15 protein-coding genes are annotated in these 20,863 nt (G+C 59.0%); 6 read left to right on the top strand and 9 right to left on the bottom strand.

All coding sequences use genetic code 11. From position 1 onward, the window contains the following. On the bottom strand, window positions 1-801 hold an 801-nt coding region (locus SJY36_RS00750; RefSeq protein WP_386172442.1), incomplete at its 3' end, for a hypothetical protein. Between the two features lie 818 nt (window positions 802-1,619). Here SJY36_RS00750 and SJY36_RS00745 point away from each other — a divergent pair. The 5 genes from SJY36_RS00745 (at window position 1,620) to SJY36_RS00725 (ending at window position 14,614) form a co-directional block, all read left to right on the top strand. Continuing rightward, entirely contained in the window at window positions 1,620-5,591 is a 3,972-nt protein-coding gene (locus tag SJY36_RS00745; RefSeq protein ID WP_342580237.1) for a DUF6603 domain-containing protein, read from the top strand. Window positions 5,592-5,610: 19 nt separating this feature from the next. Further along, on the top strand, window positions 5,611-8,052 hold the full coding sequence (locus SJY36_RS00740; RefSeq protein ID WP_386172438.1) for a hypothetical protein: 2,442 nt from the start codon (window positions 5,611-5,613) through the stop codon (window positions 8,050-8,052). Continuing rightward, the gene (locus SJY36_RS00735; protein ID WP_342580239.1) at window positions 8,049-11,816 is read left to right on the top strand and encodes a hypothetical protein; all 3,768 of its coding nucleotides are present in this window, start codon (window positions 8,049-8,051) and stop codon (window positions 11,814-11,816) included. Before SJY36_RS00740 ends, SJY36_RS00735 begins: the two co-directional genes overlap by 4 nt. Window positions 11,817-11,848: 32 nt before the next feature. Next, window positions 11,849-14,146 carry a hypothetical protein gene (locus SJY36_RS00730; protein WP_342580240.1) on the top strand — a complete coding sequence of 766 codons (2,298 nt, stop codon included), beginning with the start codon at window positions 11,849-11,851 and terminating at the stop codon, window positions 14,144-14,146. 174 nt (window positions 14,147-14,320) lie between these two features. Continuing rightward, window positions 14,321-14,614: a DUF6916 family protein gene (locus SJY36_RS00725; protein ID WP_342580241.1), complete on the top strand. Its 294-nt coding sequence runs from the start codon at window positions 14,321-14,323 to the stop codon at window positions 14,612-14,614. Between the two features lie 13 nt (window positions 14,615-14,627). Here the strand turns inward: SJY36_RS00725 and SJY36_RS00720 are convergent, their stop codons facing one another. The 7 genes from SJY36_RS00720 to SJY36_RS00690 form a co-directional block, all read right to left on the bottom strand. After that, a complete protein-coding gene (locus SJY36_RS00720) occupies window positions 14,628-15,149 on the bottom strand; it encodes a GNAT family N-acetyltransferase (RefSeq protein WP_342580242.1) in 522 nt (173 codons plus the stop codon). Window positions 15,150-15,205: 56 nt separating this feature from the next. After that, window positions 15,206-15,739: a tail fiber protein gene (locus SJY36_RS00715; RefSeq protein WP_342580243.1), complete on the bottom strand. Its 534-nt coding sequence runs from the start codon at window positions 15,737-15,739 to the stop codon at window positions 15,206-15,208. A gap of 12 nt (window positions 15,740-15,751) precedes the next feature. Further along, on the bottom strand, window positions 15,752-16,270 hold the full coding sequence (locus SJY36_RS00710; protein ID WP_342580244.1) for a tail fiber protein: 519 nt from the start codon (window positions 16,268-16,270) through the stop codon (window positions 15,752-15,754). A gap of 18 nt (window positions 16,271-16,288) precedes the next feature. Continuing rightward, the gene (locus SJY36_RS00705) at window positions 16,289-16,801 is read right to left on the bottom strand and encodes a tail fiber protein (RefSeq protein WP_342580256.1); all 513 of its coding nucleotides are present in this window, start codon (window positions 16,799-16,801) and stop codon (window positions 16,289-16,291) included. A gap of 237 nt (window positions 16,802-17,038) precedes the next feature. After that, the gene (locus SJY36_RS00700; RefSeq protein ID WP_342580245.1) at window positions 17,039-17,326 is read right to left on the bottom strand and encodes a helix-turn-helix domain-containing protein; all 288 of its coding nucleotides are present in this window, start codon (window positions 17,324-17,326) and stop codon (window positions 17,039-17,041) included. Beyond that, entirely contained in the window at window positions 17,323-17,664 is a 342-nt protein-coding gene (locus tag SJY36_RS00695; RefSeq protein WP_342580246.1) for a type II toxin-antitoxin system RelE/ParE family toxin, read from the bottom strand. The genes SJY36_RS00700 and SJY36_RS00695 overlap by 4 nt, the downstream gene beginning before the upstream one ends. Before the next feature lie 478 nt (window positions 17,665-18,142). Further along, window positions 18,143-19,189, bottom strand: coding sequence for an AraC family transcriptional regulator ligand-binding domain-containing protein (locus tag SJY36_RS00690; protein ID WP_386172429.1), 1,047 nt, complete (start codon window positions 19,187-19,189; stop codon window positions 18,143-18,145). 324 nt (window positions 19,190-19,513) lie between these two features. Here SJY36_RS00690 and SJY36_RS00685 point away from each other — a divergent pair, with 324 nt between their 5' ends. Further along, window positions 19,514-19,882, top strand: coding sequence for an ABC transporter substrate-binding protein (locus SJY36_RS00685; RefSeq protein WP_386172426.1), 369 nt, complete (start codon window positions 19,514-19,516; stop codon window positions 19,880-19,882). A 27-nt stretch (window positions 19,883-19,909) separates the two neighbouring features. On the opposite strand, the gene SJY36_RS00680 is transcribed toward SJY36_RS00685, so the two are convergent. Beyond that, window positions 19,910-20,842: an IS5 family transposase gene (locus SJY36_RS00680; RefSeq protein WP_386172423.1), complete on the bottom strand. Its 933-nt coding sequence runs from the start codon at window positions 20,840-20,842 to the stop codon at window positions 19,910-19,912. Window positions 20,843-20,863: the final 21 nt, after the last annotated feature.

Here is a 20,863-nt window from a genome sequence, read left to right as displayed (position 1 = left end):
TGCCTCCGAGCTGCTGCCATCGAGCGTAACGGTGGCGGCGGCGGCGACCTCCTGATCCGGGCCCGCCGCTGCGGTGGGTGCGGTATTGGCCGGGGCGGTGACGGTCACGGTGACGCTGTCGGCGGTTGAGGGATCGATCCCGTCATTGACCACCAGATCAAAGGTCAGCACCAGATCGGCGGCGCCCACGGCAAGGCTCGGGGCGGTAAAGCTGGGGCTGGCGCTGGTGTCCCCGGTGAGGGTGACAGCGGTGCCGCCGGTCTGGGTCCAGGCAAAGCTCAGGGTCTGTCCGGCATCATTTGCCTCCGAGCTGCTGCCATCGAGCGTAACGGTGGCGGCGGCGGCGACCTCCTGATCCGGACCCGCCGCTGCGGTGGGTGCGGTATTGGCGGGGGCGGATGGCCCGACCGAAGTGCCGGATACTGTTGCGCTGATGGGTGACCCGCCGTAGGTGCCCGAAATGCTACAACCGGATGGGCAAGAGACGCTAGGTGAAAAAACACCATCAGTGAGGGGTATACCTGCGAATACGACGGTCCCAAAAGATTGGGGATTGGATGGGGAGGCTGAAAAGTAGGCCACACGGTATGTCCCGGCGCCGGAGTTGTACTCGATCGTAATCACGTCCGAAGAAAGCGGCGGCTCAGGGTTGGAGCATTGGTTAAGTGTCAGGTCCAACCAGACAACGCCGCCTGCTGGTAGGTTATTGAGATCAGGACAATTGTTGTATTGCGCCTGCGCAGGGGCCGCCGCCGCGAACCACAGCATCAGACCCAAAAGCGCCGGGAGGCAGGACCGCATCACCTTGGGTATCAGAGCAGCGTGCTGACAGGCCCGCCCACTTCGGGATGCAAGACCAGGAATTACCGCAACCAAATATGCGAATGAAAATTTCATGACTGTCAGACCCATTCCAAAAAGCTTTGGGCAAGCGAACTTTTTTAACTTGCGCAATAAAACATCGTAGATCGCGGGCCTTACGGTCACCAGATCTACAACTTGGAGTAGTTAGCTGTAGCCTCCCTGCAAACGCAACATTCCTAAACGGATCATGGTAACTTTTTCCCAGTTGGGGCATTCTTAACACCATAGATTTTCAATTCTTTCAAATTGAACGGGCCTCGGATTTCGTGGTGAATGATACCCAGTCAACGACGGCGTCAATCCCCCTGCCGACAGCGGCACCGCGCCCGCGCTGTCAAACTCGACAACGAGAACGAGCGCGAAATGCCCATAGTCAAGATATGCCGTACAATGGGTATTCCGAAGCCAACCCTCTATCGTTATGTCCGCGCCGCCAACGGTATTCCTGACGGGCCGCCAGCCACTTAGCGTTTCCAAAGCGGTGCCAGATAGTGATGCCGGTCACAGGATGTTTTGGGCTCAAGACCTTCGGCCCAGAAAATGAAATCGTTACGGATGACACGCTTGCCTGTATCTCTCGCTGCCAAAAGGGCAATCCATCAAAATTCATATCATCGAACACTCGTGGTATAGATTAGGCGTTTTCTTTATTCGGACGAATGCCTTGTCGGAATCCTTTTCGGATGTATAGTGATAAATAGTTCTACCTAAAATTGAAATTGCCACCACACCGGAACGGCAGTTGAGGGCGTGAAATGTCTTTAAGCTTTGATGCATCGTCTCTGAACCCTTGGGTTCTCGATATCGGCGAATTGGTCAATCTGCTGGTTACTGATAGTCAGAATCAGGTGGTACTGCAGGACGAATGGTTCCTGAACCCCTGGGAACACGACGGCACGCGCAATATTGACGGCATTCCCTTTCGCCCCTCCGAAGTTCTGACCCTGGTCGATCTGATCATGGGGCCTGCAGATGACGTCCCACCGGCACTGGCTGGTTCCAGCGCCGGTGGCGTTGGGCTGAATTGGTATCCCATCGCCTTCAAGGGGTCGCCAAGCGGTGTCTATCTGGTCACCACGAAACCTGACGCGAATTATGACGCAGATGGGGATAGCGCGACTTCGGGCCTGGTGGGCGCAGGCCTGCGCAAGGATATTACCCTGGGCGATTACGCCGTCGCTTTTGACGCCTATCTCCCCATGGTTGCGTTGAATGCACTCAGCGGTGGCGCCGCGGCGTTGGGGCGCGCGGATGGCGCGGACAGCGTTGATCCAATCCAGTTTTCCGCGACGGTGCAGTCCCCCACGCCGCAAACGGACGGGTCCGTCACCTTTTCTGCGGTGCAGGTGTTGGGGCAGCTGAGCTTTGGCGATGGCTCCAGTCAGAGCCTCAGCGCGAATTACCTCGATCAGGATGGCAAGATCGTCAAGACCTTCACAAGCGCGCAGGACTTCTTTGCCAGCGCGGCGGTCAGTTTCGTCAACAACATCCTCGCCCAATCGCAGGTCAATGACTTCCTGCGCAATCCGATCAGCCAAAGCACTTCTGCCACGCCCGGCAATGTGCTTTGTGACTGGCTTACCTTGCTCGATGGTGCCGGGGACACGGCCTATACCGTATTGACCAAGAGTGAATTTTCCGACCGGTTCCTCGACAAAAGCGCGTTGAACATTGCGTTGGATCTGGTGACCAATGTTCTAAGCAACCTCGCCCAAACCGACCCGATCATCACCATTGAAGGCGGAGGCATCTATGTGGTTGCGGTGGAGGGAACGGACGCAGGCGGCGATGCCTATACTGATTTCGGGCTGAACCTGCGCCTGCCTGATTTCGCTCTTGGCAAGGCGCCCTCGACAACGGAGAGCGCGCCCAAGGCCAGCGCGACCGCAGACACTGGTACGACTCCGAAACTGACGCTGCAATTCGGCAAGTGGCTGACGTCGGAGGATGAATACAACGACAGCTGGATCGCCCGCTCCGAAGGGTCCAACACAACAAAGACGCCTGAAATCACGATCCCCGGTCTCACCGCGACCCTGCTGCGAAAGGACACCGCGGCGGACAGTTACAGCTTTCATCTCGGGGTTGCGCTCAGTTCCGTGGGCATCGACTATATTGGCACGCAGAGCGATCCTCTGATCAAAATCTACGGTTTCGTGATGCAAGGCATCGAATTGCGGGGCGCGGCCAGTGTTGATTGGGATCCCGGTGCCGATGATGCCTTTAACTGGGATCTTGGCGGCGCGGTGCGCTTTGACGGGATCGGCGTGCCTCTTGGCACCGAATTCGGTCAGGCTTCGAGCGAGGGCAACAACGCGGTGGCGGCTGACAATGTCAGCTCTGGAACCGGAACTGGCGGCGGCGCAAGCGCGACCAGCACCAATGCGGTCAACCCGGCGTTTTCGGCTTCAGGGTCATACATGACCGACGGCACCATCGCCATTCAGCTCTATGACGCGAATGATCTGCCTACCGATATGGTCTGGTTTCCCGTGCAGGCAAAGTTTGGGCCGCTTTTCTGCGAACAGTTAGGCGTCGGCTGGACGCAGGCCGACTACACGGCCACCTTCGGGGTTGATGGCGGGATCTCGGCCGCCGGGCTCAGCATCGAGTTGTTGCACCTGTCTTTGGGCCTCCCGTTCACCACGCTCACGGATCTAAGCACGTATAATCTGGGCCTCGACGGGATCGGCGTCACCTTCAAGGAGGGGCCCATCAATCTTTCGGCGGCATTGAGCTATTCCGATCCCGGCGATGACCTGCCACCGGTCTATGAGGGAACAGCCCTGATCCAGATGTGGCGGGTCAGTGTTTCGGCCAGCGGATCCTATACAACCGTCGACGGGTCACCTTCGCTCTTTGTCTTTGGCATGGTCAACGTGCCTATGGGCGGCATTCCGGCCTTCTTCATCAACGGACTGTCGGCGGGATTTGGTTATAACCGCAGCCTGACGCTGCCGACCATCGACAAGGTGGATGCCTATCCGCTGGTCAGTGTCATGGGTCAGACGCCGACCCCCACGGCCACCGAAACGCTTCAGATGATGGAGGACTACATAACGCCGGAGCGCGGCACCTACTGGCTGGCCGGCGGATTGCAATGGACCACCTATGAGGTGGTCAACACCAATGCTGTGATGAATGTCGAATTCGGCAACAGCTTTGAAATCGGCCTGATCGGTCTATCCGTCCTGAGCACGCCCAAGGAGACATCCGTCAAGTTTGCCTATGGGGAGCTGGGCATTGAGGTTGCGCTGGACATGGGCAATGACGCTCTGCTGGTCGAAGCCGCGCTATCGCCCAACAGCTATGTGATCGATCCGAAATTCTCGATCTCGGGCGGCTTTGCCATGGATGCCTGGTGGGGAGACAGCGCCCAAGGTGGAGATTTCGTCATTTCTCTGGGCGGTTACAGTGCTCAGGTCGAAGTGCCTGACTACTACCCCAAGCTTGACCGGCTCGGCGTGTCGGCCAGCATTGGCAAGCTGGTGTCGCTGTCAGGCTCGCTTTATATGGCTCTGACGCCATCGAACATCATGGCGGGTGGCAATCTTGATGTGTCGGCCAGCGAATTAGGCGCAGAGCTCTGGTTCTCGGGCAGTGCTGATCTGATCATGTATTGGCAACCTTTCTATTTTGACGCCCATATGGCTGTCAGCGCAGGCTGCCGCTATACCGTCAGCCTGTTTGGAGCCTCCTGCAGCGTTGGGCTGGAAGCCTCGGGGACGTTCGATCTTTGGTCGCCGGAATTCGGTGGCGAGGTGGCGCTGGATTTCTGGTTCATCAGCCTGCCGATCTCTTTCGGAGCCGCGCGCAGCGATGGTGCTACGGAACCGCAGGATTGGGACACGTTCGCGGGCCTGTTGCCGCCACCGGCTGCGCCGGACCCGGTGCCTGCCGCCAAACTTGCGGTGCCGCTGGCTCCGACTTCGGCGGTGATGGCCGCGGCCACGCCCGAAACGCCCGATCCCAGCTCGGCTGCCGAGGATGGCGCCGATCTGATCCAGATGAGCGTGCAGTCGGGCTTGATTGACTTTGTCACCCTCGGCAGCGGTGAACCGGCTTGGCGCGTTCGCCCGCCGTTTTTCTCGGCTCGGATTGCAACCGCTCTGCCATTGACGGAAATATCATTCGTCGATGGCACTTCAGGGCCGGTCGCGGTCACAACCTGCGATGTGGCCACCGGACTTCTGCCGATGCAGGCGACGATCACCGAGGCCAATCAGATGTTGGCGGTGCTTGATATCAATGACGCCCCAATGATCGCGGCGGATTGGCACGTCACGCCGGAATATGGCGATATGCCTTTGGCGATCTGGTCGCCGCCCACCAATGATCCACCCACCGATCCCGCAACGATCGCTGATTGCCTGACGGGCACGGGCGTATTGCGCCTGTCTCATACCAATCGGCCGTCGGGCCCGCCGTCCTTTCCGGCGGCAGCTGCGTTGCGGCGTCATGATGTCGCCGGAGGGGAGGACGGGACGCTTCTGGTTTTGAACCCTGATCAGGGGGCACAACCGGCCGATGGCGGCCCGATCCCCAGTGCGGATACCATCACCGAGATTGCCGAGATCAATGGCACCAGCGCGCAATCGGAACGCGACGCAGTATTTGACGCGCTGGCCGCTTTGACCGTGAATGCCGTTTCGAATGGATCTCTGGCCGCAATGGCCGCCGCCCCGCAAGAGGTATTCAATGCCAGCCCGATGCGCGGCAGCGTGTAACGAAACCAAAGGATAAGCAATGTTTTCCAAACCGATATCGGTCGCCGCCGATCTTGGCGATAGCCCGGCCCTCCGTCCCGGAGAGATGCGCTTTGTGGATCCGATCCTGCCGAAACTACCCGCTGGAACCTACAAACTGGTGGTCAGCCAGTCGCTGAAAGCGACGACACCGGATGCCAGCGACGATGTCGATATTCCGGCCCAGACCAAAACGCAGACCTTTGTGGCCGATGGGCCGCGGTTCTCTTTGAATTCAGACGAGGTGGCGCATCGCTTTCCGCCGGCCAACGCGCAGGGCGTCTTTGCAACCGCCCTGCCGCAAGTGCTTTTGACGCATCCTGCGATCCCTTGGGAACGCGCGGTCTGGAATGGCAAAAATGATGCGCCGTGGATGGCGCTTATCGTGCTGACCCAGGACGAAGTGCTGGCCCCGACAATCGGGTCAAATGTCAACGCACCCAGCTTTGGTACAGGTTCCACGACGATCACGGTGGGCGACCTGCAATCGCCCGAAACCGGGACGCTGACCAGTGATCCCAGTCTGGCGGCGTACGAGGATCCGGCCGCCCCGGTCACGGTGGTCGATATCACGCCGCAGACCTTTGCCACCGTCATGCCGGTCAAGACCACGCTGCAAAGCCTCGGCGCGCTGCGCGCGACAGATATAAGAGACAAGGCTGCGGGCGGGCCTCGCGACGCCGATATCAGCGGTCAACCCGTCGAGGATGCGCCCGCCACGCGGGTGCATGCCGTCCTGAACACGCATCGCTTTCCGCAGAGCCCAGCATCGAATGCCGACGTGTCCACGAATATCGTGCATCTGGTCTCGCTCGAAGGGTTCACCCAGTATCTGACCGGTGATGCGCCGGTTGCGCCGCAGGGATATGAACGCGTCCGGCTGGTGTCGCTGGCAGCGTGGAGCTTTGACAGCCTGCATGGCGGCGGGCAGAGCTTTGCCGACCTGATGCAAGGGTTGGAGCCGCGTCCGGGCGATGATCTGTGGTTGCGCATCACACCGCCCCCGAACGTCGCGCCAACCAGCGATACCGATGCAATGAGTTATGCGAGCAACGCGTTGGGGGGCAGCTATGTCCCGCTCAGCTATCGCACCCGTCAGGGCGAGACGACCTTCGCATGGTATCGAGGCCCGTTTGTGGCCGCTCTGCCGGCACAATTGCCCGCGTTTTCGCTATTGCCACAAACCAGCGCGCAATTGGCGATTTATGACGACACGCGGGCTCTTTTCGATATGTCCTATGCTGCGGCCTTCGAAACCGGTCGGCTGATGGGCTTGTCGTCAAAGGCTTTTTCCTCGGCTCTATCGCGATGGCAACGTGTGGGATTGCGGTTGCTGAACCGCATGGTCGATCTGGCACAGATACAAGGCACGGACCTTGCAGCGATGTCAAAGACGCAGGTGCAGGCGATGCTGAATGCGCCGCCGGCAAGTCGCGTGGCTTTCGAGGGCTTGGTCGATGCTTTGCCCAGGATCGGCGCCGGGCTGGGTGCGGCCACCGGGGTGTCCAGCGAGTCCACGCTGCATCGCAACCTGCCGCCGCAAGGGTTGGACAAAGCCGTTATCAGTGCGGCGCTTGAAACCACAGGGGTTCAGGGCGTGCTGGCGGAATGGGTGGACGAGACCGCTGCTCCAATTCTGGGCTTCCTGTCACGGCTGTGGCTGTTTGAGGGCGTGCCCTTCAACCGGCTTGTGCCCGATCATCGCCTCTTGCCGCCCGAAAGCCTGCGCTGCTTTTACATCGACCGCAATTGGCGGATCGCGGCGCTTTATGGCGCTTTGTCGATCGGGGGTGCCGGTTCGCAGGTAGCTGCGCTGCGGGGACGTTTGTTTCGGGCGCTGCTGCCCAAGATCGAGACGCGCGCGGCCGAGCGGCGTGCAGGCTTACTGGGCATTGCGGTCGGAAATGTACCTGACCCCGGGACACCGCAGGCCGGTTGCCTGATCCGGTCGGCCGCCGTATCAGGCTGGCCGCACCTGCAGATCCAGGCCTTTCATGGCGCAGACTTGCCCGATCCTGCCTCGGACCACGCGCCCAATGCCGGTCAACGCGCCGACCGCGCGCGGATCACCCGGATGACCCGCCTGGCGCCCTCCATCATGCTGGCCATGTTTGACCGCGTGCCTGATTGGATCGAGGTCGAAGAGCCCCGCGAAGGGCTGCACAACGGCACCGAAAGTAACAACCAGGTCTTTTTGCGGTCCATGACAGACGAGGACCCCGGGCAGGAAATCGGGTCGGACGCCTATGTCACGGCACAGATTGACCCGGAGAGCCGTATTCTGGATGTCGCGCAACTTGTCGCGGATATCGGTGCTGCACCGGCGCTGGCGTCGGCCTTTGCCGCAGGTGTCCCCAACGGGCCGGGCACATTCGCCCTGCAAACCATCGCCGTGCCAGAACGCATGGTGTTTCGAACATCCTACTCGGAGGACGACGCATGAGCGGGCTCGGGAATTTCGATGCGGCATCGACCCTTGTGGTGCCGATGCAGGTCAAAGCGCAGGTCACCACCACGCAGAATTCCGAGATGTTCTGGGAGCGCGAGACGCTGATCTACAACAATCTCAATGACTTCCAGTCACCCGTCCCGGCGCCGTTCAACCCGTCCAATGAAACACCACCCAGTGCCGGAGTGCACCTCCACTGGGCGCTGCCGCGGGCCTTTGCGCAATCCCTGCGGCCCAGCGACCTGACAGAGGGGGCCATCAACAACGAAACCGCCTCGACTTCGCATTTTCGAGTTGTGCCGAACCGGTATCTGGTGGTGCGCATTCAGGAAGGCACCGGTGACAGCGCCGCGCAGGAACCACCCGCAACCAAAGCCTGGGTGCTGACCAGCGACGAGTTCAATGCCGATGGTGCAAGTCCCTTTGTCAATCCTTTTGGCGATCTTGCGCGCAATCCCAACACGACAATTCCCGGACCCGCCATCGTCGCCGCCTCAATGATGGGGCTGTCGCGAAGCCTGTCGGATTATGCCGATGCAGTGAACGTCGGCACAATTGCTGAAAATCCCGAATTGTTCCTGCGCGCCATCGGCCCGGGCGATGTCAGCTTTGCCAGTTTCTCGCCGGGCGTGGGCAATGTCTTTGGGTTTCACGACGATTTGAGTGACCTTCCAGCGGATCAGGAGGCCAGCCTGAGCTATCTTGTGCTGGGTTGGATCTCTGATCCCGACGGCGACCCGCTCTCGCCCGATAATCCCGATGGTGCGGACTGGAGCACGGTGGATGTCGCGACATTGGCGCAGGAACAGGGACTAGACCTGCCGGACGGGATCAGCGCGGTGCAGGTGGCCAATCCGCTGGGCTGGGTTCTGCCTGATGCAACCGCCACTGCACCAACACGCACCTTGGTTCAGGCTGCGGTCACCGATGTGACCTGGAATGGCTCGGAACAAACCCCCATGCCGCAGGGTCTGGGCTGGTATCATTCCTCGACCGATATCGCGACCAATATCAAGGTGGCGATGGCCAACTCTTCGGCCGAGGCGATATCCGAACTGGTCGGTCATATCATGGCGGACCCAAATCTTGGCTTGGGATATACAAAAGAACAGGCTGTCGCCGTGGGTGTGGCGCTGGAAGCGGCGCAATATCATGCGCTGGACGAGCTGGACACCGCTTCGGGGCGGCAGCTGCTGCGCGAGCGGATCAAACGGGCGGGCTACGAAAGCTATCAGGGTGGCTATGATTGGGAATTGATCCCCGAACCCGATGCCAAACCGGACCCCCTGAGCGCCGCCCAGCAAAGCGCGCTAGGAACGCTGCAGCAAAGCCAGCGGCAATTGGACGAGGCGCGAGAGGTTCTGCATTCCATGCAAAGTCGGCTTTATAGCCTTTGGTGGATGCAATACGCGATCTGGTACATGGTCTATCTGCGGACCTATCCGCCCTCGGGAAATCCCGCCTTTGACGTGTTTCAGGATGCGCTTGCCAAGCTGACCATACCTGACGGGCAGACGCAGAGCCAGCCGGTTGCCACTTACTTGGCCGAGGTTGAAAGCCAGGCGAATACCGTGCGGGCGCTGGCCACAGGTCTGCCGCCCACCAGCGGGCCGGATGATGGCACCGCTACGCAAACCTATGCCCAACAGACGTTGGGCGTGTCGGGTTATCAGCTGCGTGCGATCCCGAGGCCGAGTTATTTCGCCGCCAAAGATCCCGCGCTTGTCGTGGCAGGCGGCGGTTCGATCCCACCGGCCCCATCGCGCGCCCTGATTTGCAGCACAGCCAGCACCGCGGTCGGGCAATTGCCCGGCGGTGGGGATGCCTTGCCCGATGCTGTCGAAACGCAGGCCGCCGCGCAGTTGACCCAGATCGGCAGCGTCCCGGAGGCTTCGAGCTACGCTCAGCCCTGGCAGCCGCTTTATCTCGATTGGAGCATGACATTCAATTATGCATGCCAGCGCGACAGCAACGGCAACGTCACCACGGATGCGGATGGCAATTACCTGCCCGACATGGGGGCGTGGCAATTCGACGGCGATGACTACGTTTGGATCGGCGGCGCGATGGACGGCACGAACACGGCACTGCAAAGCAGCTATGGCGTGGGCATCACGCGGCGCGCCTTTCTGACTCCAAGCGTGTTGCGCACCCTGTCGGGGCAGATGGAGCAATATGGGACAGAGCCTATGGGGGCTGATATGCCCGCCTCGATCCGCGACGAGATCGGGGACTGGCCGCTTGTATCCCAAACTCTGACCGGGTTGAACGGCTGGCTGACAATGCGGGATCAGGATGTTAATGTGGCCCCCGGCGCGGATATTGCCGATCATGCCGGGCATAAGCGCTACGGGGCGCCGGTGCCCTCGCTTGATGGATCGCCTGACCCGGCCACATCGGTCATGACGCCCTACTTCTTCCCGGTGCGCACCGGCTTCTGGAGCGTCAACGACCTGCAGATCCGGGACAGCTTCGGGCTGACCCTGAACCTCAATTCCGCCAACAATTCCGGTGCCGGGCAGAGCAGCAACCTCAAACCCATTCTGCCACCGGCCCTGACGCCTGTGGATGGTGTGGATACTTACGACCAAGGGCTGATCACCGCTCCGCCACGGCTGATGCAGGGCGCCCGTCTGGACATCCGCTGGCTGGATGCGACCGATGACAGTATCGAAGTCGATCTGAACCCTGGAACCTCGCCGATCTGTGGCTGGCTGCTGCCGAACCATGCCGACCAAACCCTGAGCGTTTATGATCAGGACGGGCACGCCTTGGGCAGTCTGCGCGGCTTTATCGCGTCGAGCGCTGTTCAAACTCTGGAATGGGTTCCGGCCCCGGGCGGGGCGGGGAATGTGCCCGGTCAAGGCACACAACCCGAAACAATCAGCAATCCCCACTTGGCGGGCTTGGTGACGGATCTGCTGGCGCGCAGTGACGCGGCGGCGGCGTTGCAGGATCTGATGGACACGCTGGATCAGGCTTCTTGGTCGATGGATCTGGGCGATGACCAGATCGCCGCCACCAGCCCATTGGCCGGAGACCCCGTCGCGGTCGTGCGGATCAATCTGCAGCTTCAGCTGCGCGGGCTGCCGATGACCGACCAATCCTATGAACAGATCTTTGCAAACCCGCAGGACAGCACCGATCTGACGCTGAAATTCAACAGCGGCGGCGTTGAAAACACATCCTTCGATCTGCGCCTTGGTGCGCCGGAATTGCGCCGCGATGGCGTGGCCGCGTTTTTCCCCGACGATGACTACAGTTCGGCGATTGCGCCCCAGGCCCCGCGCGCGCCTGCAAGCAGTTACGTCACGCAGCAAGGTGCCGGGTCCTGGCCGCAGGTGACACCGGCACCTACACCCCAAGCCAGTGGCGGCCAGTTGGACACAACCGGATCCTTCACCGGAACGGTGCTGATGGATCCAAGGGGTGCGCTGCATGTGACCTCTGGCCTGGTTCCGCGCGCGCGCAAGCGGCTGGCCTCGGAGATGGTTGGCCCGGCACTGGAAACCATGGCACTGACCATCCAAACCGGGCCGGTTCTGTTTGACGATGAACGGGTGCAGATGCCGATCCCCGCGACGGCTTCGGCCTCTGCCGGTGGCAATTGGTCCTGGCTGACGGCGACCGCGCATACCGCCGGAGCCTGGCAAGAGCTGAGCCCACAACCCGCCACGGACACAGCGACGATTTCGCCTGCGCCCCGCCGTCTGGAAGACGGATGGCTGGTCCTGACACCGCAACCCGACGACGATTGACAAACAGCCCCAATTTCAAAGAGGCCGACCAAATGGCAACCCAGCTAGATTATGCACTGACGAATTCCCCGCCTGCGGTTTATCCCGGCACAGATGCGGTCCTGACCTTGACGGCAACCTTGCCTGCCGGCCAATCCGCCACGATCCAGACCATTGCCCTGAACCTGACACAGATCGCCGATTTGTCGGAAAACGTGACCGGATCGACAGCCCTCGCGGATTGGTCGGTCTATGACAGCTCGAATTCGGCGCAAACCGTTCCTGCAGGGCATATCACGCTGCAACCCGACGCATCGCCGATGAACCTGTCCGCGCCGTCAGACGCCCCGCTGGTGCTGACATTCTCGATCTCGTTGCTTGTTACGTCGAGCACGGGCATCAAGGATGTGACCCTGGTCGAATACGACAGCCCCAGCGATCTGACCGGCACAAGCGATACGCTGTCGCTGAATGTATCCGACGAAATCGACGGGATTTACACATTCGTGGCCGCGAACCCGGTCTTGAATGGCGGCGGCAGTACCGGGCTCAGCTGGACCGGATCATCGGATTACACCTATACCCTGCTGCGCAATGATGGCGTCGATACAGGAATCGCGGATCAGCCGCTGCCCGCTGGCGGCAATGGAAGCTATCCCCAGACCGGTTCGCTGTATAAAAATGTGATTTTTACGCTCAAGGCGCAAGACACCTCGACGGTCGAGGCCCAGTTGACCGTCGCCACCCGCGATCCTTCGCACTTTACCTGTGCGCTGCTGGACAGCGCCGGCACCAATCACGGCGACACGCTGACAGCCGATTTATATGACAAGGTGACTGTCCAGTTTTCCGGTGCAAATATCTCGCAGGTCAAAGTCTACAATGAGACGGCCGAAATCACGACGGTAGACACGACCAGCCTCGAGAAATCTGTCGTCAACAACGATCCGCCGATCTTCACAAGCTCGATCGACATCATGGCCACGCGCGCGGCGCAACTTACTGTTGAAGCCACCGGAAACGGAATCACCCTGAGCAAGGTGCTGAACCTGCAGATCGGGTCGGCGCGGATCGAAGCCAGCCTGTCCAAAGACCAGATATATGTGGATGCGAGCAGCTATCAGACAGACATCAATTTCACCTATGCCAATGCCAACGCGATCTACTACCAGTTGGGCAGCAATACCCAGACCCAGCTTTCTACGTCCGAACTGGCAAACCTGACCATCACGGTCGAGCCGACAAAAAGCGAAACCATCACGGTTTTGGCCGATCTGATTGATTCAAATCAGCCGCAGCCATCACTCTGGTCAGAGTCGGATGTTCCAAGCATACCCAGTCCCGGTCCCTCGGCAAGCGCGCCCAGTACCGTCGATCTGGATTTCAATATTATCTCTGCCGACGTGATCTGGGCGAAGGATAGCGGTGGCAGCCACACGTTCCACTTATACGGCAATACAAGCTCATTTACCGCGACCTTCGATAAACCCGTGCGCTACTGGACGCCGATCATCGAGCATTTTTATCTCTATGCCGATGATGGTAGCGACCACACCAAAGAGGGGAAGACAAAGTTTGCCGAACTTCAACTTGCGCCCGGCGTCAGCATGGGCACGGATAACAAAACGCTAACCATCAACCCTACGGTCTTTATAAAAGACAAAAGCCAGAACCGGACCTATTATTTGAACTCTTACCTCAAGATACGCGTGCTTGGGATACCGGAAAGCAATACAGCGTTTCTGGCAACACGCGGTTCCAACTCCGACGGCGACCTATCTATTGACTCAGAAGACACCGGCACTTTGTATGGGATCTTTAACAATGTTCATTACACCGGCAACGATAGCGGGGATGATCACAAGTTCCAGCACCTCTATTGCTCCATGACACCAGATTCGATTTCTCGATCAGATGGAAAAACAAGTTTTTCCCAGTCCTTCAGCGTGTATCTCACTGATGTAAAAGACGGGGTGACGTGGAGCAGCGAGCAGGCAGTGTTCGCTAAAAATACGTCATCGGATGGATGCGGTTATCAATTGATCAATGTTCCGCTTCCGGTGAATGACACGACAGCGCAGGTGCAATCCTTTACGAAAACCGCAGAATTCCCGATCAAAAAAATCTATCACATGCTGGGTGGTTTCGATATCAACACGCAAGACTCAAATGCGGTTCAATTGATGAAAATCTACTCTGGTGGTCTCACATCGGGACCAGAGATAGACGGAAATCAATTTACGTTCGAGCTGACATCGCCTTATTTTACTGGGGATACCGGCACATCGTACCATACCGGCCATGGCAATGGCGGTTCGGTGACGTTTCTGGTGATCTACGAACCAAAATGAGCGTCAGCGACCGGGCAACCTCCTCCCACCGATCAGCCAGCATTGGGATCGAAGGCGTTTGGCGTGGCAAGAAGGCGAAAAATGATCTAACAACAACCTTAAATCGAAGCGCAGATTGGACGCCCTTCAGACGAGGGACAAACGACGCTGACGTACTTTGAAGAGAGGATTTTCATGCCAGACCCGACAAACTTGACCGCAGAGGATTTTGGCCCGCTTGAAGGGGACACCGTCACGGTGGCGGCGGATGGGATCGAGATCAAGGCGACACTTGTGGAAATCAAGACGGGTGGCAGCGCCTTGCGGGAAGGGGGCGGTTTTGCCCTGCTGTTTCAGGGACCTGCCGAGCCCGGCTTGGCGCAGGCAACCTATCAGGTGTCCCATGCCGCCATTGGAACGCAGCACCTCTTTCTGGTGCCCGTCGCCAAGACCGAAGCAGGGTATCAATATGAGGCGATCTTTACCTGATTGATCGAGGCGCCTACGCGGCAGGCGACCATCGCAGCAGATCGTAGACACCCTTGTCCTCAATGGTCACAAAACCCAACCGATGGTAAAGCGCCATCGCAGGGTTGGCCTTTTCGACGTGAATGCCGATGGCTTTTTGCGCGGCTGACGCTTCGTCCATCAGATCGCGCAGAATAGCGCCGCCGATGCCGGTCCCGCGATGTGCCGGCAGCAGGGCAATGTCGATGATACGGTGCTCGCTTTTCCAACGCTCAAGATAGAGACGACCGATTGCCTCGCCCGAGCGTTTAATGATCAGCCAAAGCGCGTCCGGGTAATGGGTCTGATAGTGCTGGTGCTGGGCGAGAAACTGCATCGAGATGAAGGCGTGCTTTTCGTCCTCATTCCATCCGGCGCGTGCCATTTCCTCTTCGCGGGTCGATCGGTAGACTTGCGCCAGAAACGGCATGTCGTCCGCTGTCATCTCTTGGAATGTTATGCCGAAGGATGCCGCGTGGTTTAAAACCGGCACCTGTGCCGCCGATTTGAGTGTCATGGGGTACTCCCGGCTGAAGAGCCTGGCCACCGGATGCCGCAGCATTCAGTCCAGGATTAGCTGCGCGACGGATAAAGGCCCTGAAGCGCGATGATGAAGTTTAGGGCGAGATAGGGCTGCATGTTGTCATGGGCCTGATTTCCGCCTGTCGATTCAACAGTTTCGCTTGATAGCCCGACCAGATTGGAACTGGTCGCAGAGGAATAAAGATCGTCGCCCCGCCCACCAGCGGCAGCGATTGATGTCGTATTGGACGGCGCAGCGACGCCACCGGGAGACTGATTTGCACGCACATAGTGCGTATGGGACGGCATCTGGTTCTCGCTCAGCGTCACGGTTGGAATCCCAAGCTTTTCACCCAGCCGTCGTCGTGTCAAACCGGGCCCGCGCCCCGGTTCCATCGGCGCTCGGCCTTGCATGTTGGGAAGGGCGGTCGTGGTTCTGCCATCGCCGCCATAGGTTGTACCGATCAGCGAAAACAACGCGGTGTTGTTCGAAATTGGCAACAGCTGCCCGTCGCAAAACGCCCAACTTCTGGGAGCGAAATTACCCGCAAAAATGCGGATTTCGGCAATAAATGGTTCTGACATGCCTTGGATCTCCTAACTACGGCTGGGGTAAATTCCGAACAGTGCGATGATGAAGCTGACGCAAAGCGATGGCATGAGGTTGTTGTGCCATTGCGAACCGCCGGCCCTCATCATCGCGCTAGACGCGAGTGATGCATCTGGCGTTGTCTCGCTATAGAACGTCGTACCCACGCCTTGGGCCAATACCCTGCCTTGCGGCGATGGGTCGGTTGCAGCTGCGGTGCTGGCCATGAATTCATGGTGGTGGCTTGCCAACTGATTTGTGGTCAGTGTGACGTGCTCTTCGCCGCCTCTGCTTCCCAGACGGCGCTCGCTCAGACCCGGACCGTGCCCCTTGTGAATGGGGATCCTTCCGCGCATATCGGGCAACCCGAAGGTGGTGCGACCGTCGCCGCCGTAAATCGTTCCCAACAGGGAAAAGAGCGCGTCATTCTGGGTAACCGCAAGCAATTGCCCGTCGCAAAAGGCCCAGCCGCGTGGGGCAAAGTTTCCCCCGAACATGCGAATCTCGCCGACAAATGGTTCAGACATGGAATGATCTCCGGTATCTTAGTTGCGCGACGGGAACAAACCCTGCATCGCAATGCAAAAGTTCAGCGTCAGATAGGGTTGCATGTTGTCATGGGCCTGACCGCCACCGGCATTGGTGACTGTTTCAGCCCTCAGCGCTGTCATGTTGGCGGCTTCAGCGACGCGATAGGCAGCGTCTGGCGTCACTTCCGCCGCCAGCACATGACCGACCGGCAAATTTGAGTTAGCCTGGGTCGCCGAGGCCATCGCCACATGCGTGTGGTTAGGAATCTCCGATGCAGACAGCGTTACGGTTTCCGCGCCGCTTTTGGCCCCCAAATGGTAGTCGTTGTCTTTATGAATTGGTGTGCGGCTTCTGAGGTCGGGCAAGGCAAAGGTCGTCCGACCATCCCCGCCGTAGGTCGTGCCGAGCAGTGAATACAGGGACTGGTTCTGGTTGATCGGCAGGATTTGCCCATCCAGAAACGCCCAGCCCCGTGGTGCGAAGTCAAAGCCGAACATTCGCACTTCGGCAAGAAAGGGTTCGGACACGAAATTCTCCTTCAATAGATTTAGGGAACATTCAACTAAGGGGGTAATATCACTAAATGATGACAACCTCGCGTTGTCGGAGAAAGAAAGCAAGTAAAAATCCGCATAATTCGGAGACCGTCGCAAGAGATCGCAGAATTCGATGACATCCAAAGCTGGCATCTGGATATCAAGAAGGAGGCACAAAGCCCCTGTTGCGACGGCAGCCACTTATAGGCGGCTTCCATAAAAACGATATTAACGCAGAAAACCCTGAACCACATTCGGGTCTTTGGCGATCAGGGCCAGCAACACTTGGGCAGGGCCAGTGGGTTGACGTCGCCCATGTTCCCAGTTCAGGAGGGTGCCTTTGGCAACGCCAATACTGCGTGCAAATTCGGCTTGTGACAGACCTGTTTCCTGCCGGATTTTTGCAACGTCCACCTCTGGAACCGCAACCTGATGCACGCGCGCCTTCCCCTTCTGCCCTTTGGCAAAAGCCAGCGCCTCTTCCAGGCCTTTTGTAATGCTGTCATTGGCGTTCATAGTGTCCCTCCATACATCGCTACAATCTTCTTGCTGAGCTCGACGGCTGCCGCCTGTTCCGCTTTGGTCAAATTGTCCTTCTCGTTCTTGGCAAAAACCGTGACCAAGAAGATTGGCATGTGTCGTCCGCCAAAAACGTAGATCGTCCTGAACCCGCCACTCTTGCCGCCCCCATCGCGGGGGATACGAACCTTGCGAAGCCCGCCGCCCAGCGACAGCCCCGCTTGCGGATTGGCCGCGATGAACTGAATTGCCGCTTCACGCTCATCTTCGGACATAATGGCCTTGGCCCGCCGCTGGAACTCCGGCATCTCTGCGACGGTCTGCAACTTTGTCATTTTCACGCCTACTGTTAGTCAATGACATATATGCCGATGGCACATATTTCAAGAGCAAGGCTCAACTACGTCTAAAATCATCGCCCTATAACCGTCGCAGCATTGACACATCGAGAGAGACTTACCGAACACCTGCACATGTGAAGCCGTGAAACCGCGCGCGCAAAGGAGCAGCTAGATCGGCAATACATCCTTTGTATATCTGCGAGGGGGCAGGCAACACCCCACCGAACGGAGACCAAACGCTGTCGCAGTGCGTGTCAGCACCGCGGCCCCCGGGCAGCGCCCCGACCTTCACAGAACCAGGGTTGCGGCCCTATCTCGGCTTGCAGGTGCTTGGCCAACTGACGGACGCGGTGCCTCGGTCGAGCGTGTTCGAAGGGCGCGCCAAGTGGGGTAAATCACGCACGGCCTTCATGATCTCGCCCATCACAGGTTTGGTGCGTTTGTCTGGATTTTTCAGCAGCGGTGTGCGCAGTCATTCCGAATGGCGGAATATCCGTACACTGTCCTTGCGGTAGGTGGATGGCGGCACCCCGACCACCCTGCGGAAGAAACGAGAAAAACTGGCCATTTCGGAGAAGCCGAGAGTGTCGCTGATTGTAAAGAGCGACAGATCGGTGTTTTCCAGCAGTTCGCGCGCCCGCCGCAAGCGGACATTATCGAGGATCTGGCGATAACTTGCGCCCTGTTTTGCGAGTTTGCGGTGAAATGTTCGTTCCGAGATATTAAGCGCCTGGGCCACCGCCGGAGCTCTTGGCAGAGCTTCGCGGGATTGCATCAGCAATTGATAGGTCGATTTGACGATACCGGCGGGCCGCGAGCTGGTTTCCAGCATGTTCCGGCAGAGTTTGCGGTAATTCTCGGCCAGAGAAGGGTTTGCCAGCGGCAGTGGCATCGCGCCCGCGCCCTCGGCAAAATGAAACCGGGTTCGCGGCGCGCGATAGACAATTTCGGTCTGCAATCGGGCTTCGAGGTCCATCCATCCGTTCGGGCGATCCAGCGGAGTCTCGATCTGACGGATCGGCAGGTTCTTTTGCCGCATATCGCGGAAGAATGTAGGGCCCGATCCAAGCAATCGCTCCTGCATGAAATCATACAGATCTTCGGGCACGTATTGGTCGTTGGCGGTAAAGGCGACGGCGACGCCATCTTCCTCGACAAGGTCGTATTCAAGCAACGCGTAACCAAGCGCCTGCATCCGGATAAAGGTTTGCAACCCCTCGGTCACAGTGCGCGAGACCAGTACGGCCAGGCCAAGCGGTCCGTATGCGATCAGGCTGTAGCGTATCCCGGTCAGAAATCCGATCGCGGGAATGTGGCGGGTGGCGCGCACGAAAAGGCGCTGAAACTGAAGCTCCTGTTCGCCGTCGAGCGTTCCCCAGGGATCTTCGAGAATGCCCGGCGCCAGCCCCGCCTCGGCAATAAGGGGCGCCGATTCAATTCCGTGCCGTTTGAGTGTTTCGGCCATAATCCGAATGCTCTGGTTCGGGATGCGGTGGCTCTGAAGCAGTCCGACTTGCATGGCGTTCTCCTGTAACAACGATCCCCTACAAGAAAATGGCGGAAAAAGTCAAATATTTGGCGGATTTGGTCATTCTCAATTCCGCCTCGTTCTGGGATTTCTGTGACCATGGGGGGCTCTGAGAATGCTCAGATAAACGAGAAATCGCGTTTTTTCGTTTTTTTTCCGGCAAAGGCGCTGCTTTCGTAGGGGGCGAAAGGTTGGCGCAAGAGGACAAAGCCTTGGAGGTCAGCGGCCAATACCGCAGCCGGGAAAGGCGTTTCCCTGCGGTTCTGTCGAACTGCCTAGCTGAACGCAGACACGTAGTATCTTTTGGGAGGAAACATGAAACGTCGTAATTTTTTGAAGAACGCCGGAACCGCGGCTCTGGTAACAACTCTGCCAGCGCCTTTGGTGCGGGCGGCCACACCGGATGATTTTCACATCGCGGCCATTCTGTCGTTTTCCGGGGCCTATGGGCTGATCGGCAATGACATGCGCAAAGGCGCAGAGCAGGCTGTGGCCGAACGCGGCGGCACTGTTCTGGGCAAGCCGATCCGCTTTTCCTGGGAAGACGACGAGACCAAGCCGCAACCGGCGGTGCAGAAGGCCAGCCGCCTTCTGGGTGAAGGCGCACAGATGATTTTCGGCGCGGTCAGTTCGGCCTCGACATTGGCACTTCAAAGCGGCTCTGTTGCACAAATAGGGGTTTGAGCGGACTGCCCCTTTCCCCAGACGGACTTATCCTACGGGCTCTGTGATGGGTATGCCAAGGGCCGTGTAGCGATTGAGCACCGCGATCCGGACTTGGAGCTCCGCAACCTGCCGATCGAAGTCTCGCGCCATGAGACCTTGGCCGAGGAGTTTGACGCAGTTCATCTTCGTCTCTGCGCGGCTTCGGCGGTGATAGCCGGTCAATTTTCTCCATAAGGCGCGACCGAGATATTTGCAGGCCCTCACGGCTTCGTTTCGCGCGATAGCGCCCGCTGTCGTTGGCTGCCAAAGCTGCGCATTCTTGCGCGGCGGGATGACGGCGGCAGCTCCGCGAGCGGCAATCGCATTGTGGCATCTGCGCGTGTCATAGGCCCCATCGGCAGTGATCGTGGCGATCTCTTGATCCGGTGGGATTTGTTCCAGCAGGTCGGGCAGCATCGGGGCATCGCCGACATTGCTTGTGGTGACCCCGACCGCGCGGATCTCCAGTGTTTCCTCATCCATTCCGAGGTGAAGCTTGCGCCACAGGCGCTTCCTTGGACCGCCATGTTTGCGTGCGTTCCACTCTCCTTCACCCTCGGCCTTGATCCCGGTGGCATCGATCAGCAGGTGGAGAGGTCCCGATCCGCCACGGTAAGGGATGGCGACGCTCAGCGTCTTCTGACGGCGGCACAGGGTGCTGAAGTCCGGGACTTTCCAGTCCAGCCCGGCCAGACGAAGGAGGCTTTCGACGAACCCGGTGGTTTGCCGAAGGGGCATGCCAAACAGCACCTTCATTGTGAGACAAACCTGGATCGCGGCGTCGCTGAACTCGGGCTGACGCCCCCGCTTGCCTGTCGGCGGCGCATGCCACGACATCTCAGGATCAAACCAGATTGATAGCGAACCGCGCTGCTTCAGCGCCGTGTTGTACGAAGGCCAGTTCCTGGTCTTGTACTTGGTAGGGGACCAACTGCTCATGCTCGCCAGCTACCACGCTGG

It is taken from the genome of Sulfitobacter sp. R86518, assembly GCF_042466275.1.
In the GTDB taxonomy this organism is placed as follows: Bacteria; Pseudomonadota; Alphaproteobacteria; order Rhodobacterales; family Rhodobacteraceae; genus Sulfitobacter; species Sulfitobacter pontiacus.
The sequence above is the reverse complement of the archived record's forward strand: the minus strand, read 5'-3'. Positions and strand labels throughout refer to the sequence as shown.